Origin of the sequence: Candidatus Solincola tengchongensis (assembly GCF_015711935.1) — a bacterium.
In the GTDB taxonomy this organism is placed as follows: domain Bacteria; phylum Actinomycetota; class Geothermincolia; order Geothermincolales; family RBG-13-55-18; genus Solincola_A; species Solincola_A tengchongensis.
Genome location: NZ_JACVJJ010000092.1, coordinates 1 through 15,830, shown reverse-complemented (window position 1 = coordinate 15,830; position 15,830 = coordinate 1). Strand labels below are relative to the sequence as shown.

14 protein-coding genes are annotated in these 15,830 nt (G+C 57.4%); 5 read left to right on the top strand and 9 right to left on the bottom strand.

Translation table 11 applies throughout. The annotated features are described in order from the left end of the window. Positions 1-331 (top strand): thiolase C-terminal domain-containing protein (locus tag H7007_RS08600; protein WP_287154743.1); only part of this gene is annotated, 331 nt, incomplete at its 5' end. A 78-nt stretch (positions 332-409) separates the two neighbouring features. Then, positions 410-2,845 (top strand): glycyl radical protein, encoded by a 2,436-nt coding sequence (locus tag H7007_RS08595; protein ID WP_287154742.1) that lies wholly within the window; start codon positions 410-412, stop codon positions 2,843-2,845. Between the two features lie 56 nt (positions 2,846-2,901). Here the strand turns inward: H7007_RS08595 and H7007_RS08590 are convergent, their stop codons facing one another. Both H7007_RS08590 and H7007_RS08585 read right to left on the bottom strand, forming a co-directional pair. Further along, entirely contained in the window at positions 2,902-3,381 is a 480-nt protein-coding gene (locus tag H7007_RS08590) for a PaaI family thioesterase (protein WP_287154741.1), read from the bottom strand. 275 nt (positions 3,382-3,656) lie between these two features. Continuing rightward, the gene (locus H7007_RS08585; protein ID WP_287154745.1) at positions 3,657-4,682 is read right to left on the bottom strand and encodes a ketopantoate reductase family protein; all 1,026 of its coding nucleotides are present in this window, start codon (positions 4,680-4,682) and stop codon (positions 3,657-3,659) included. 262 nt (positions 4,683-4,944) lie between these two features. Here H7007_RS08585 and H7007_RS08580 point away from each other — a divergent pair, with 262 nt between their 5' ends. Both H7007_RS08580 and H7007_RS08575 read left to right on the top strand, forming a co-directional pair. Beyond that, a complete protein-coding gene (locus tag H7007_RS08580; RefSeq protein WP_287154739.1) occupies positions 4,945-6,168 on the top strand; it encodes an MFS transporter in 1,224 nt (407 codons plus the stop codon). Next, a complete protein-coding gene (locus H7007_RS08575; RefSeq protein WP_287154738.1) occupies positions 6,131-6,952 on the top strand; it encodes an alpha/beta fold hydrolase in 822 nt (273 codons plus the stop codon). The genes H7007_RS08580 and H7007_RS08575 overlap by 38 nt, the downstream gene beginning before the upstream one ends. A 321-nt stretch (positions 6,953-7,273) precedes the next feature. On the opposite strand, the gene H7007_RS08570 is transcribed toward H7007_RS08575, so the two are convergent. After that, a complete protein-coding gene (locus H7007_RS08570) occupies positions 7,274-8,476 on the bottom strand; it encodes a RecB family exonuclease (protein WP_287154737.1) in 1,203 nt (400 codons plus the stop codon). A gap of 549 nt (positions 8,477-9,025) precedes the next feature. Continuing rightward, positions 9,026-9,640 carry a phage holin family protein gene (locus H7007_RS08565; RefSeq protein ID WP_287154736.1) on the bottom strand — a complete coding sequence of 205 codons (615 nt, stop codon included), beginning with the start codon at positions 9,638-9,640 and terminating at the stop codon, positions 9,026-9,028. A 218-nt stretch (positions 9,641-9,858) separates the two neighbouring features. Here H7007_RS08565 and H7007_RS08560 point away from each other — a divergent pair, with 218 nt between their 5' ends. Continuing rightward, positions 9,859-10,272 carry a hypothetical protein gene (locus tag H7007_RS08560; RefSeq protein WP_287154735.1) on the top strand — a complete coding sequence of 138 codons (414 nt, stop codon included), beginning with the start codon at positions 9,859-9,861 and terminating at the stop codon, positions 10,270-10,272. Positions 10,273-10,292: 20 nt separating this feature from the next. Here the strand turns inward: H7007_RS08560 and H7007_RS08555 are convergent, their stop codons facing one another. The 5 genes from H7007_RS08555 to H7007_RS08535 all read right to left on the bottom strand — a co-directional run. Further along, on the bottom strand, positions 10,293-11,618 hold the full coding sequence (locus H7007_RS08555) for an amylo-alpha-1,6-glucosidase (RefSeq protein ID WP_287154733.1): 1,326 nt from the start codon (positions 11,616-11,618) through the stop codon (positions 10,293-10,295). Beyond that, positions 11,615-11,833, bottom strand: coding sequence for a hypothetical protein (locus H7007_RS08550; RefSeq protein ID WP_287154731.1), 219 nt, complete (start codon positions 11,831-11,833; stop codon positions 11,615-11,617). The genes H7007_RS08555 and H7007_RS08550 overlap by 4 nt, the downstream gene beginning before the upstream one ends. Positions 11,834-11,960: 127 nt before the next feature. Next, complete coding sequence (locus tag H7007_RS08545) at positions 11,961-12,755, bottom strand: heterodisulfide reductase-related iron-sulfur binding cluster (RefSeq protein WP_287154730.1); 795 nt, start codon at positions 12,753-12,755, stop codon at positions 11,961-11,963. An 86-nt stretch (positions 12,756-12,841) separates the two neighbouring features. Next, entirely contained in the window at positions 12,842-15,295 is a 2,454-nt protein-coding gene (locus tag H7007_RS08540; protein ID WP_287154729.1) for a CLIPPER-2 domain-containing protein, read from the bottom strand. 105 nt (positions 15,296-15,400) lie between these two features. Beyond that, on the bottom strand, positions 15,401-15,830 hold a 430-nt coding region (locus H7007_RS08535; protein WP_287154727.1), incomplete at its 5' end, for a hypothetical protein.

The window sequence follows — 15,830 nt, the reverse complement described above, 5'->3', positions numbered from 1 at the left end:
GTTCGACGTGGCCGAGCTCTACCTCCCGGCCTCCACCTGCGGGGTGAAGTGGATGGACTCCCTGTGGTTCTGCGACCACGGCGAGGCCCCCAAGCTGGTGCGCAAGGGCACCTTCCACATGGACGGGGAGCTGCCCATCAACCCCTCCGGAGGGGTCATCTCCACCAACCCCATCGGGGCCACGGCCCTCATCCGCATAGGTGAGGCCGCCTGGCAGGTGATGGGCAAGGCGGGGCCGCGCCAGGTGGAGAACGTGAAGCTGGCCCTGGCCACCGGTTTCGGGGGCTGTTATTGGTCGGATGTGATGATCCTGGGGGTCAATTCCCCATAATTATATAAATAATTTGACATATCATATAATATTTTATATATTAATTATTGACACTATTCATCTAACTGGAGGTTGGAAATGACAGGTTTAGCTTCTGAAAGCAAGCTGGAACGCTTGAAGAAAGAGATGCCTTTTCGCATAAAGGCCACCCGGGGTCATGGAAGGTATGGAGAAAAACTGGATAATATCACCCCTTACAGGCCGGGCGTGAAATTATGCCTTGAAAGGGCGCGCCTGGTAACCGAGGCCTACCGGGAAAGTGAAGGCGAACCCATGGTCATTCGTCGAGCAAAAGCAATAGCAAAAGTGTTGGACAATATGACCATTTACATCCAACCCTGGGAAATAATCGTCGGGAATTTCGCTCGAGACCCGGATTCAATCCAACACTACCCGGAGCTTTTCTGGCGGTGGTTGGACAAAGCTGTCGAGGAAGAATACCGCTCGCTTCTAACCGATGAGGAAAGGGTCGAACTCCACGAATTACACCGCTACTGGAAAAACATGGCCGTGCATGGCATGGAGAGGAAATACCTGCCGGAAAGCCTACGACCATACACAAATTTCATCAATCACGGCGCTTTCATATGGTTGCATGGAGGGCGTACTGGGGTTCCGAATTACGAAAAGCTGTTTCGTGTAGGGTTAAAGGGAATCATAGAGGAAGCGAAGGAAAAATTTAGCCACCTTGAAAATGATGAAAGTTTCTACCTCAAGGCTGCGGATTATATGGAAAAAAGGGATTTCTATCAAGCGGTGATAATCAGCCTTGAGGCGGGCTGCAGATGGGGTAAGAGGTATGCGAAATTGGCCCGAGAGCTTGCGGCAAAGGAGAAAGACTCGGAGAGGAAGGAACAACTGCTGAGGATAGCCGAAGTATGCGACTGGGTACCGGAAAACCCACCCCGCACCTTTCATGAAGCGCTCCAGTTCTATTTCTTCATCGTATTGATCACCCGAGTCATCGACCTCCAGACGCCGGGCCTCGGCGAAAGGTTCGACCAGATAATGATGCCCTTCTATGTAAAGGACCTTAAGGAGGGACGTATAAACAGAGAGAAAGCCAAGGAGTTGATCGAGTACTGCTGGCTCAAGATGAACGAGTTCGGCGAGCTTATACCGCCCCTCCTGGGTGGAGGATTGGGCTCGGTCATCACCGCGCGGGTCACCACCATAGGGGGCCAGACACCCGAGGGCGATGATGCCACGAACGAGATGACCTATATAGTGCTGGAAGCCATTCGTGACCTTAAATTGTCGGAGCCGTCGGTGGCCGTCAGGATCCACCGGCACTCCCCTCGACGCCTGCTTGAGGAGCTCACCGACTCCCTCCGCGAGTGTTCCGGTGTATTCTCCCTCTTCAACGACGAGATGATGATTCCTTACCTTGTAAGCCTGGGAATTCCTATCGAAGATGCCAGAAATTACTCCACCGAAGGCTGCATGCGGTGGATAATACCCGGAAAATCCATGGGTTTCAGAGCTCTTGGCGGCCTCCTTATACTGCCCAAATGCCTTGAGTATGCCTTCACGCAGGGGGTAAACATCATAAACGGGAATCAGATAGGATCATCGACCAAAGACCCTCTTGCGTTCACAAGTTTTGAAGAACTGCTTGAAGCCTACTTCGAACAGGTACGTTTCTTCACCGAGAAACTGGTGGCCATCAACAACATAGTCGAGGTTCTCGATCAACGTTTCCTGCCCCAGCCGTTCCTCTCGGCACTTCTCGACGAGTGCCTGGAAAGAGGCCAAGACTGCAGGTATTACAAATATTTCAATAACACTATCATCCAACCCATTGGGCAGGTAACCGTGGTGAACTCTCTGGCAGCGGTGAAAAAACTGGTCTTTGAGGAAAAGCGGGTATCCATGGCCGAGCTGGTAGAAGCCCTGAAAAACAACTGGGAGGGGAAGGAAGACCTCCGACAGATGTTCATACACAAGGCACCAAAGTTCGGTAACGACGACGATTATGTGGACCTCCTGGCCCGGAAGATATATGCGGAAACAACGCGATTGATCAGAAACTTCAAGAACATATACGGCACTTCCTTCCTTGAGGACGGAACCGGTGGATCGACGTACTATTTCGGGAGTGTGCTGTGCGGCGCTACTCCAGACGGGCGCAAGGCAAGGGATCTCTTCAACGACGGAACAGTTTCGCCAGTACCGGGGACCGACCGTTCGGGGCCTACGGCGGTTTTAAAATCAGTGGCAAAACTCGATCACGTGAGGGGTTTCACCCACCTGCTCAATCAGAGCTTCCTTCCGGAAACCCTTGAAGGTGAGAACAAAGAAAAATTCATCTCCTATCTTCGCTGCTGGTCGGACCTCGGGATTCACCACATCCAATTCAACGTCTTTGGGCCTGAGACCCTGGAGGATGCACAGTTAAACCCGGACAAGTACGGGACTCTTGTCGTTCGGGTCGCCGGCTTCAGCGCTTACTTCGTGGATCTGGACAAGATGGTGCAAGATCAGATCATATCCCGTACCAGACAAAAGCTCTGAGGGGCCAGAAGAATTGTGCCATAACCGCATGATTGCGGGAAAGAGGCTATGGCATTTCACTTTAATAGCCGCTTATCCGTGGGGTCCTTTGAGTTACGTATCTGGCTTTCTCCTCCCCTCACGAAGAAAACGGTGGACATGCCCACAGCGACAAGGTTCCCGTCCTCATCCTTGGCCTCCGTCATCGCCACGCCAGTGAATCTCCCCTTGTGCAAAGCCCTTCCCTCACCGAAAAGGACGCCGGAAGAAATATTTGAAATGTAATTGATCCTCTGATCCACCGTGACCGCCATCTCCCCCACCTTCATAAGGGAACCGCATGCTATTGTCCCTGCAGAATCGAGTAGAGCAGCAATGACACCCCCATGTAAAATCCCGTAAAGGCTTTTCAGCTCATCTTTGACCGGCAACCTCAGCTTGGCGCGACCTTCCTCAATTTCAATTACCTCCATCCCCAGATGGAGGTAAAAAGGAGATTTGTTAAGCAATAAAAAAGCATGCTCTTTAAGCTCGTGAAGGCGAATCTTCTCGGACATTGAGCTCACCTTTCTCTTTACAAGTCTATCGATACGGACTCTTTCTATCAACGGCTTTCCGCCATGACAGAATGACCCGATCTCAACATTAACATATAAGCACGACCTTGCATGTCATTGCCAACAAATTCCTGCCCTGCCATCTGCGTTAGCAGATACCCTTCGTTTTCCAGCTTTTAACGATTTCTACATATCTAATTTTTATACGAATCTGCAGAGGCTAACTCGCTCTCCTTCATCTCTTTGTTTCCCTCCCCATGATTGTCGTATAAATCTTACACGATCTCCTTGAGGGGGCGCACCTCTATGAGGTCCAGGTTGCCGAAGCTCAATGGGTACCTGCCTTCCTGGATACCCCTGATTATCTCAGTGACCCTGTCGTTCACCGGCGTGGGCACACCCGCCTCCGCAGATTTAGCCGAGAGGTATCCGTTGAGCGTCTCCACCTCGCAGGGAAGACCCTTGCGCAGGTCCTGAAGCATGCTGGGCACCTGGTCGCGGTGCCTTCCCCAGACCATGCGGATGACGTTCAGGGCGTTCTCCTCGCTCTCCCGGATGACGTCCAGCAGGACGTTGGGGTCCACGCCCTGCATGGGCTCCATCCTGATCCCCAGGGCCCGCGCCGTTTTGAGGGTCTCCACGATTATGGAGGTGGCAGCGATGAGAGCCTTCTCGTTGTCCAGGATGTCGCCGTACGTGCAGTTAAGGGCGGTACCCAATCCGCTCATGGAAACATTTGCCAAGAGCTTGGTCCAGCGCGTGCCCACCAGGTTGGTGGTTATCTCCGCCTTGCCGGCCTTGTCCAGCACAGACTTGACCGCCTTTACACGCTCGGTCACCGACCCGTCCATCTCGCCGATGTCGTAGGTCATGGCCTCCACTTCGCTGGTCAGCTCGGAAACGCCGGGCTCCAACAACGTGGCGCCCCATCCGATGGCCCCGCCCAGGGTACGCTCACGCCCCACCACGGAGGCAACCCTCTCCTCCGGCACGCCGTTCTGGAGGGTTATGACCGCGCTGTTCTCGCCCAGATGAGGCAGGATCTGCGGTAGAGCGCGGTCGTCGTAAGTGGTCTTCACCAGGTAGATGATCAGATCGTAGATCCCCTCCATCTCCCCGGGCGTGATCGCTTTGACGGGGACGGTGAGTTCCATGTGCCCGGTTATCCTCGCCCCCCTCTCGTTCATGGCCTTGACGTGGGCCTCGTTGACGTCCACCAGGACGATGTCCTCCCCACCTCTGGTCAGGAGGGCACCGATGACCGTGCCCATGGATCCCGCGCCGACCAGCGCCATCCTCATCTTCCTCACCCCTCCATCTCCCTCCGGGTGCGCTCCGCACACTGACCGTTATAAACGAACTTCGTCCGCTCGGGTGCATCCCTTTCCATGGGCTCCGCCCGGGCGAAAAGCGGCTCGACACTTCCTCCCTTTGCACGGAAACATTATACTCCGACGGATGGGGAGGTACGGACAGCGGCATTCCGTGCGGCATTGAGGATTTAAAGGATTGCCTCTGTTAAAATCTTGCCATCGGATATTCACGCCGTTCGGGAGGGTCGCATTGAAGGAGAAAGAAGACAGGTTACTCTCCAAAGATTTCATACTGGTTTGCTCAAGTAATTTCTTAGCATTTTTTTCCATATATATGGTCATACCCGTCCTTCCCGTGTTCCTCGAGGAAAGGGCCTACTCCAACTCCTTCATCGGCTTCCTCATGTCCGTGGCCACCATGGTGGCGCTTCTCCGCCCCTTATTCGGCCGCCTGGCGGACGACTACGGGCGCAGGCGCCTGCTGGTCTCGGGAACCCTCCTGCTCGGTCTCTCCACCTTTCTCTACGCCTCCTTCGCGACTGCGGTGCCGCTTCTGATCATCCGTTTCTTGAACGGCTGCGGGCTGGCGGCCTTTCATACCGCCGCCTATGCCATGATCGGGGACCTCGCCCCGCCCCGCCGCAGATTACAGGCCATCGCCATATTCTATATTTCCGTGGACGTCTCCATCGCTTTGGCCCCTCCGGCCGCCGAGGCCATGCGCCTCGCCTGGGGTTATACCCCCATCTACCTTCTGGCGGGAGGAATCGCGTTGCTCTCCTTCCTCTCCTCCCTCCTGGTCAGGGAGACGGCGATCACCCGCGCCCAGCGCGGCGGAAGGGTGAAGGCCCGCTTCACTCCCCTGCAAAAGGCCGTCTTCCTGGCCACCATAGGTTCCACCCTGACCTTCGGGAGCCTGCAGACCTTCATCGTCCTCTCATCACTGAGTAAGGGAGTGGAGGAAGGAGAACTTTTCTTCACCGTGTTCGCGGCCACCCTCATAGCCTTTCGTCTTGGCATGGGGAAGCGTGCCGACGCCGTAAACCGGCGCCGGCTCATAACCGCATCGGGGTTGATGACCCTGGCAGGACTGGCAATCCTGGCATATACAAACAGCCTGGCCCTTCTCCTGGTCGGGAGCCTGATTTACGCGCTTGGGTTCGCCTATCTTCCCACTACCCTGTCCGCCCTGCTCCTCGACCACACGCCGCCGGACATGCGGGGTTCGGCGCTGGGGGTCTTCATGGCCGTGTTCGACCTGGGCATCGGCCTCGGGGGAATAGCCCTCGGTCCGGTCGCCGACGCCCTCGGCTATTCCTCCATGTACCTTTTGGGCGGTGCGATCGCCGCTCTGTGCCTTTTTTACTTCCATGCACGAACTGCCTTCGTGGTCTCTTCACATGCTCATGCTGCGGGCTCAAGCCAAGGAGGGAAAGATGAGCGGAGGGATTTCCTACCGGGAGAGAACGGTTGAAGCGAACGGCATCCGGATCTACTACCGCGAAATGGGGGCGGGGGAACCGCTCCTCCTCATCATGGGCCTGGGCGCCAACGTCGATTGGTGGGACCCGGTATTCTTGCGGCGGCTTGCGGACAGGTACCATGTGGTAGCCTTCGACAACCGTGGAGCGGGGAGGTCCGAAAAACCGCCGGGGCCCTATTCAATCAACCAGATGGCCGAGGACGCCGCCGCCCTCATGGATCGCCTGGGGTGGTCGTCGGCGCATGTGCTGGGAATGTCCATGGGCGGGATGATCGCCCAGGAGCTCACCCTTCTCCATCCCGAGCGTGTCCGCAAGCTGGTCCTCGTTGTCACCACCTGCGGTGGCCGTGAGCAGGTCCTGGCCTCTCCCGAGGTCTACAAGGTGCTCTACATGCCTAAGGAAGGGATAAGCCCCGAGGTGATAGCGCGCTCGACACTGTATCTACTCTTTCCCAAGGATTATATGGAAGCACACCCGGAGAAGATGGAAAGGGTGGTTCAGGACTTGCTACAGGCCCCCATATCCCCAGAACATTTCACCTACCAGCTGACAGCCATCCTGAACTGGTCGGACTTTTCGCGCCTGGGGGAGATCGACAAGGAGACCCTGATCATCACCGGGTCCGAGGACATCTTGATACCTCCCGAGAACTCCCGCATCCTAGCCCGGGAGATCCCCCAAAGCCGGCTGGTGGAATTTCCGGGCGGAGGCCACGGCCTCATAACCCAATTCCCAGAGGAGGCGGCGAATGAAGTGGCCTCCTTCATCGGGTGAACGACGCAGACGGTAAGCCAACAGCGGAGACGAGGGAATTCGTCCAAGGAGTGACGGGGGTGGTGAAGATGGACCACCTGCTGAGGGAGTCCGCCGGACACCCCCCACTCACGAGAAAAAGATTCCTTTGCGGCGGGCCTCAAGCCTTAAAGGGTCGGGAGTCTCCTCACCTTATGCCCCTCAAGAAGGTAATTCGAGTGGAATGGGCTTCTTTCAGGATGGCGGCATCACCTAAGCCCCTCGCCGCCTTGCCGGGAGTGTTGCCGGGTCGGTGTCCGCTGCCAGGTTCGCCGTCACCTGGAAGATGGGGAGAGATTGACCTTATTGCGGCGCCCTCCGAAGCCTCAGCGTCACGCCCTCTTCCCATGAGAGCAACCCGCAAATGCGATTTCTCGATTCCTCGTCGAGCTCCTCTCCGAGGACCAGGGAGGCCAAGCGGTTCGGGTTCAGGGCACACACCTCCTCCCATTTTCCGGTTTCCCGTAACGCCTCCTCCAGCCTTCCCCTCTCCTCGCTGCCCGGGGCAGGAATCACCGGCCGCCTGGTCCTGGACACGCTCACGACGCCAGCGTTTCCCTGTATCTTCTCCACTCCGTGAAAGTCGGCGAACTCGATGATCTCCTTCCGCACTTCTTCCAATCTCTCCTCGGCCTCCCTTTTGCGGGCGTACCATTCGGCGTACTCATCGACGAGTTGAATCCCGCGGTCCATGCCCAGCTCGCGCACCGGGAGCTTGGCGACCATGTATAGGTGCTTCCTCTTGGGGCAGTGTTCCTGGACCTCGCACCAGTCGCACAGCTCGCTCTCGCGAGGCAGGAAATCCCTGCATTCCTCGATCTCCCGGATGACCTTCAGGGCGGCGGCGGCCACTTGCTCAAGCTTGTCTTTCTCTCGCCTCAGGCGCAGCTCGCGGTCGAAGACCAGGTAGTGCCAGACCAGCTCGACTTCCCTGACGTCCGGAAAGGCGGCCTCCACCGCCATCTGGTAGAGGCTCAACTGGCGGTCCTCCTCCAAGACATCCTGGGAGGGAAGAAGTTGCGAGGTCTTGTAATCATGAATCTCGTACCTCCCCTCTTCAAGATAGTCCAGGCGATCCAGCACCCCGATGAAACTGACCTGCCGGCCCTTCTCGTCTCGAAGGGGTATCTGCACCCTCTTCTCCAGCCATAAAGGCCTTCCCCTCCCACGGAACGGATAGTACCGCCGGTAGTAATCGCCGAGACACTTCAACCCGGTGTTCAAGTAATCTTCCTCGGTGTATTCGCTGCGCACGATGAACACGTCGTCCCCGTAAGAATTCCTCCAGGTATCCAAGTAGAAACGGTTTAACTCCTCGAGATCCGGAAGGCGCGACATGAGGAGGTCTCGGTACAGCTTCTCAAGGGTGACGTGGACCACGGATCCCATGAAGGCCTCTATGCTCCTCCTTCCCGCCTTCACCCTGTCGAGGTACAGGAGCCGGTACTTGAAAGGGCATCTCTCGTAGGTCTCCAGTTGGGTATGGGAATAGACCAAGACGCTCACCTCCCCACCAGATAATAATACGAAGGGGTGACCGGAGGGAGAGACTGGCGTGGAGGTGCGGCGGGACTTCACCTTCATCGCCTGCGCGTCTCCGTCAAAGGGGATAACCCAGCCTCTTTGTGGGCGGCGATCCTTGAACCGTGGCAGGAGGGATCTGACGGCAGGAAAAGCCGTCTTACGGGAAGCTCACAGGATTACTCCCGGATTAATCACCAGATTCGTATATTTAAGGGAGATGCGGGATACAGTCTCACCTATAGAGAAGGAATAGAATCATCCGGTACGGTCTTTAAGGTAGAACGGTCGGGGGGGATAAAATATTGAAGTATTAACCTAAACTTTACATTAAATAAGAATATCCCACCCATTCTCGCTACCCTTTTTCCTCAAACCTCCAGATCGCTTCGCTCGTAGATTTAAAAGGGGTTATGGAGATGGGTGTCGCCAATGGACCGGCCCATATCTAATCTTAATCATTTAATTATAAAGTTAAGGTTTACGTTTATCTAATTTAACAGGGCATCCTGCCGGATCCTTTCAGCCGACCCCTCAACCTTCCTCCTCTTCGACCAGTTCCTTTATCTGGCGGATGAACCTCTTCCTCCTCGCCCTGACCAACCCCTTCACCAATCGGTAGCCCACATACGCGCCCACCAGATATGGGGCGACGACCTTTAGCTGCTTTAGTGCCTCGTTAAGCTGTTGCTGCCTCGCCTCCGCCTCCTTCCTCGCCACTTCCTGCAGCTCGTCAAGCGTCTCCTTGATCTCCTCCCCCGTACTCCTGATCTGCTCCACGACCTCCTCACCCGGACCCTTCACCCCTCCGGCGCCTTTCTTCAGCATTCCTATCCCCACGAACACGATCGCTCCTCCCAGCAGAAAGGATCCGAGCACTACAATAAGAGCGGATAACCAGAGACGGTCGAGGGCGATGTTCACCAGCAGCGTTACCACGGCGATGATGTAAACCGCTGCCACGGCAATAACGGAAAGGCCGAACAACACGATCGCGGCCCCTACGGCTATGCGCTTACCACTCTCCCTGATCCTGTTCTTGAGATCCTCTCCAGCCGGACCACCCAGGGCGGACAGCTGCGACCTCATCTTGGAACCGAGCCCTATCAGACGCTCGATCCTCGTCTTGAGCTCCGAAATCCCACTCACCCGGACCTCCTTTCCCTCGAAATTGCCTATCCTTGGCCCCCTACCAGGACTTCCGGATCACGTCACCGGTGATTCCCCGAAAAGACTTCTCCGGATGTCCTTTGACTACCTTCCACCTGAATATCTACTTCTCTCGCCCAGCCGCAGCCCGAACCGGCATAATCGTTTCCAAGGGATTTGGACGTGCATAGTTTAATACGTTTGGGTATATATTATCTATGCCACAGGGAAACTGGATAATCCTGCTGCACCTGCTCGCCATCTGGATGAGCGTGGCCACCAGCCTGATGGCTGGATGGTCCATATCCGTCAGTCTATACATATCCCTGCCTCTGGGGTTCATGATCTGGCTCCTCGGGTTCTTCCTCAACCTTCGTCTCATCGAGACCAGGCGGCGAAGGAGGGCCACTCACAGCAGGGCCCACGTGCAGGAGAACTACCGCCGGATCGCCGCCCGTACGGTGATGAACCTGGGTATAGCCCTGGGGTTCCGCTCCTGGCTGACCATGATCGTCGCCGGGGTACTCATCCCTCTTTACGTTGAAGCCGCCAAGAGGCAGAGGATGTACCTGGATTATCTGCGCACGGGGACGCTGAGTGACGCCTTCCCCAACCGCATCCCCCGCAAATAGACTTTCCCGACATCCCGCCTTCACCCCTCGCCCACTATCTCCGGCCAGAACCTGGCCACCATGTCCAGGGCCAGCGCCGGCCAGCAGAAGTCGGGTATCCTCCTCCCCTTTCCGTCTCGGGAATCGTAGAACTCGTAAAACCCTTCCCGGAGGACCATCCTCACCACACGCCGCGTGACCTCCCTGGCCACGTCGCGATACCCGTTCTCAGCGAGCGCTATGCACAGCATCCAGCAGAAATTTATCCACACGCAGTGTCCCGCCCAGAGACGCTTCTCCACCCACTTCCCATCCTCCTCCACCTCGTCCAGCGGATTGAAGGGTATGGGATAGGGGGTGAAGAATTCCTGCGGGTTTAGGAGGTGGTCCTCTATGAGCCGCGCCGCCCTCTCCGGAGCACAAAGGCCCCCGAAGAGGGGCATGAGGGAGTCGGCGGTCTTCCTTCTGGCCAGACGGGGTTCTCGAAAGCCAAAACGCGGGAAATAGCATCCCGCCTTCTCGTCCCAGCATTTGGAATCCAGGGCCTCCATCAGGATCCTCGCCCTTGCTTCGTATTTCCCTTCCGCATATCCATCTCCCATCCTGCGGGCCAGGAAAGCCATACTGCGGCAGGCGCGGATGGTCAGGCAGTTCACGGTGAGCTCCTGACACACGAAGCGGTCGGCCCGGGCCAGCTTTTCCGGATCCCATCCCAGCGCCCTGTTGAAAGCGAAGAGCGCGGTTGGATAGAGATTGGAACGCAGCAGGCTACCCCTCCTCCCGCGCTCCAGACCCATGGCGCTGAAGAACTGCGGAGACATGTCCGTCCCCGATTCCCAGGGGTGAAAGATGGTGACCAGGCCATCCCCGAAGACGTCCCTCTTCTCCAGTAGATAATCCAGGCTCCGGCACATGTTGGGCCATATCCTCCCCAGCCATTCTTCGTCCCCGGTCTTCTCGTACACCAGCTGCGCCGCATAATGGTAGCTGGGGGGATCGATCATATAGGAGGCGCCCCGGCGGTCAAACTCCCAGCGCACCAGCCAGGTCTGCAGGTCCCGTAACCATGGATGCTCGGTGCGATGGGGAAGCAGTACCTCGTGAGGAAGATGACCGTCATCCCTCACCTGCCGGAAAAGGGTCTCCAGTTCCCGCGCTGCCTTGGCGGGATCTATGTGAAGCATAGCCACGGCGTGAAAGCCGCTGTCCCAACCGAAAAGGGAGGGATAATGATGATAAGAGGGCATGTGGTAATATATGTCGCCCTCGTCCACCTCGTTGAGCGCGAGGACGCGGCAGGACTCGCGGTGGAGGTCCCGCCACTCGTCGGCAGTCAGTGGGCCGGGTTTGATATCCGGTCGCGTCATTCGCTGGGCGGTTTCTGATACGCGGGAACCCCGTACACCTTCTCGTAGGCCCGGCACCATGGGCAGAACCTCAATTTGGATTCCAGCCTCACGATACGGTAAAAGAGACCCTTACCCCTTTTCCTTCCCAGTTTGCAGGCCGTGCACTTATCCCGACAGAACTGCGCTCTTCTCAGGGTTTTTTCATCCCATTGCGTTTCAACCCTGTCCTGCATCTCCACCTCCTCCGATCCACCGTTCACCGGATGCCTCTTATTCTTTATTTGCGGGCTGCGGCATTCTGTCCTTTGCACCGGAGGAAACGAACCCGCCGTCCCGCCGACCGATCCGGCAACCAACCGGCTAGCAATTCGTCATCACCTTTTCCACAAACTCCGGGAGCATGAAGACATTCACGCCCTTCTCGGGCGGAAAACCGGCGAGTGCCTGGCCGTAACATCCGGTGCATATGGTGACCAGGGCATCCGTGCGCACGCTGTCCAAGACATGGGCGATGCCTTCAGGTTTGTAGCAGCAAAACGGCGCGTCAATGCGATGTATTTTCAGGCCTCGAAGCTTGGAAAAGACCTCTTCCGTGGAATCCAGGTCCATGGGAACTGGAGAGAACCTGCGGTGCAGGCGGTAGCAACCGGCATAATAATCAACCTCCCCTTCGCAATTTATCTCCTCCATGACCTCGGCAACGGCCCGGGGGTAAAAGGCTATGTCCCTTTCCGGAAAGGCATGCCTGTAGATTGGGTAGCAGGGCGAGCAGAATATGACCAGCCGGTGGGCTCCCATTTCCTCGGCCCTCTCCAGGTTCAGGGAAACGAACTCTCTCGAAAGCCGCCTGCATTCCGCGATGGCTTCCTCGTCTCGGGCCTGAATGGCGGGACGGTAAAGGTAATTCCCGCAGCAGTACTCGCGGGATAGGAAAGTATAGGAAAACCCGCCCCTCTCCAGCACCTTGGCCAGGGAGACAAGAACCTGTGGGAGCAGATAGAGGATCTGGCATCCGGTGATGACAACGTTCTCCGCCCGGCGGTCATAGGGTAAACCATGCCTGTCCAGTATTTCCGACCTGGGCGGGAGTCCCGGCACGGCGCTCCCGGTCTCCCGTATGGACCTTACCATGTCGCCGTCGATCAGGGGGTGCATTGGACAGCCTCCTTTTCCGTGCCGACGAAGTGATGGGGCTCCTCGAGGAGCCCCATCATTCCCTGAATAAGGATATTGGCTTAACTCTACTCGTGCAAGCGCCTGCGCCACCCTATCCCCAGGAGGACCATTCCCATGAGAACCAGCAGGGCTGCGGCGACGAACACCAGCAGTTGGTTGAACCCGGTGTACGGAAGGGCCGGACGGCCAACGGGTGGGGTCACCACTTCGCCACCCACGACGACCTCCAGGAAGTCCACCGTCTCTTCATCGACGGCTTCCGTGGTGTTGCCCTCGTTATCCGATCCGATCGCGGCGGCCACGTTGGTGTGACTCCCAGGATAATCGCCGGATATTGTGGTCTTGTAATAGCAGACGAAGCTCTCCCCGGCTTCTATGGTCACCGGTAGGGCAACGGGATTGCCGTTCTCGTCAACCAGCTTGTCGCTGAGATCTCCGAACTGGTCATCCACCAGCGAATCAAAGGTCACCGCCTCCTCTCCGTTGTTGGTTATGAGGAAGGTATATGTGACCTCGCCTCCCGTTTCCGGCACTGCGTCAGGGCTGGCGATCTTGGTAAGAGAGATGTCCGGGACCACGTCGGCGAAGGAGACCTTCTCCCCGTCGTCATCGGAGTCGGTGCTCCCGTCGTTGTCCTCCGCCACGGCGGTGACCACGTTCTCGTGGTCCTCCCCGGAGGCATCGCCCTCGATCCAGCGGTCGTTGAGGTAGACGGTGAGGCTCTTCCCGGCGGCGATGGTCACCGGGAGATGGACCGGGTTGCCCTCCCCGTCCACCACCACGCCGTCCAGGTCCCCGAAGACCGTGTCGGTGAGGGAGGTGAGCTGGAAGTCCTCGCTCCCCTGGTTGGTGATGACGAAGGTGAAGTCCACGTAGCCCCCGGTCTCGGGGACCTGCGTGGGAGAGGCGGTCTTCTCCACGGTGACGTCCGGGAGGCAATCAGTTATAGTGACTGTGGCGTCGTCGACGTCCGTATCCTGGTGACCATAGGCATCCTCGGCAGTTGCCGTTACCGTGTTCTTGTGGCTGCCGGGATAATCTCCCTCTATCCAGCGGTCCTCGAGGGGCACGGTCACGCTGGCGTACGGTCCGATGGTTATAGGCCCGGAGAGAATCTCGCCGTAGGTGTCATCGTTAAGAGATATCAAGCTGATGGTCTTGCTGCTGTTGTTGGTGACCTTGAAGGCGAAATCCACGTAACCGCCGCATTCCGGCACGCTGGTCGGATTGGCGGTCTTCTCCACGGTTATGGTGAAGGGTATATGCCTGTAGGTGACCGTGGCGTCGTCGTAATCCGTGGCCGTCTGTTTGTCCTCCTCCTCTCGCACCGTTACCGTAACCGTGTTCACGTGGGTAGTCCCCGCCATTCCGGGAGGAAGTAGCTTGCTCAGGGTCCAGGTGTAGGAGCCGTATCCGGGTATGACCATCCCGATAGGCGTGGGCAACAACCCGGACAGGTTACCGAACCTATCGTCGGTCAGGGAGATGATGGTGAAGGGGTCGATGACCAGGTTATTGACGGTGATGGTGTAAGTGACCCAGCCGCCCTCCTCCGGAAGCTCTTCCGGGTCGGGGGTCTTGACGATCTCCACTCGCGGCGGCGGAGCCGGCACCGCCCCGGCCGACAGGGACCGGTCTTGGTTCCCTATTTGATAATAGACTCCGTTGATGGTCCAGCTCAGGAGGCGCATATGATATGGAGAACCGCTCAGCGCACTGGCCGAGTTGCCCGAACCCCAGTCGTACCTGGAAGCTATGTGCCCGCCCCAGGCCAGTACCGCCGTGCTGCTGGCAACGGTGAAGGTGACGTCGACGTAGGTTTTGGCCGATGACCCTCCCAGGGGGTCCTGCTGGCTGTAAGCCACGCCGGTGAGTGTACCTCCGAAAAGAGTCATGTTGGTGCTGCCCACAGAGGAGAAACTGTTATAGAGAACGGCGTTATAGGCGGGGTTGGGGTCCGTGGGCACGGGAATGGGGTATGTGGTGACCAGCGGAGAAACGCCGGTGACCCCCGCAAGGGGATTGACGGTGGTCCCACAGTTGACGTCATAGGTCGTGAGGTAGTCTATGGCGTGTTTCCCGCTATCAACCGTATCGTAGTTTATCCTGAGGGTCACAGTGGCCCCGACCGGGAGATCGGTCATGACCGCCCGGTAGGGGACGGACATGCCTTCCCTGTACAAAGAATTGCTGGCGTTGAGGTTTCCGTTCTGCCATGTCCCGGGATCGGTCTTGTTGGCGAGTTGATCCAGGTTTGCCGAGGGATTGGCGTCGGTGAAGGTAACGGAGGCGACGGGTTCCTGGTGCAGGTCTCCCTCCCAAACCTCGTCATATACCCTTACCTCATAGGTGCCCACTATGCCGTTTAGGCGGGAAAAAAAGATGAGATCGCCTTGTTCGTCGGTCTCGACAGTGTCCCATCCGGGGAGGAAAGAGCCGTCGCCCTTTACCACGGACCCGTCTGGACGGATGACCGGTATGTCATAGCGAGTCTCCGGCAGAAAACCCTTACCTGTCACCTGCACTACCTCACCAGGCAGGTAATCGACCTTGTCCGTGGACAGGATAGGGTTGATAACCGAAAGCGGCTGCTCCCCGGAGGCGGCGCCCTGCGGCTCATCCTGTCACGCGGACGGACCTTCTTCTCCGGACGCCACTTCCGAAGGGGAATCCGTCATGCCGTCCTCAACCGCTTTTTCATCGGATTCCCCCTCGGCGCCTTTTCCGGGGCTCTTTTCCTCGTCAGAACCGCTCACGGAAAAAGACGTCCTGGCTATCGGGGTGGACTTCTTCCCTTGTGTCGAGGAAGTCTCTAGGAGAACGACCTCATAGTCGCCTACTTCTCCAGCCTGGAAGAAGCAAGTGAACCGGCCTCCCGCGTCAGCCCGCACGCTCTCCGATTCGACCGTTTCTTTATCCCTGATCACCTTGACGAGATAACTCCCGGCTTCAAGGCATCCGGTGCCCCGAATGGCTACCGTCTCCCCCAGTTGATAGACCGCTCTTTCTGTGGCGATGCAAGGTTTCTGGGCTTCCGCCATCACCGGCAGGTTA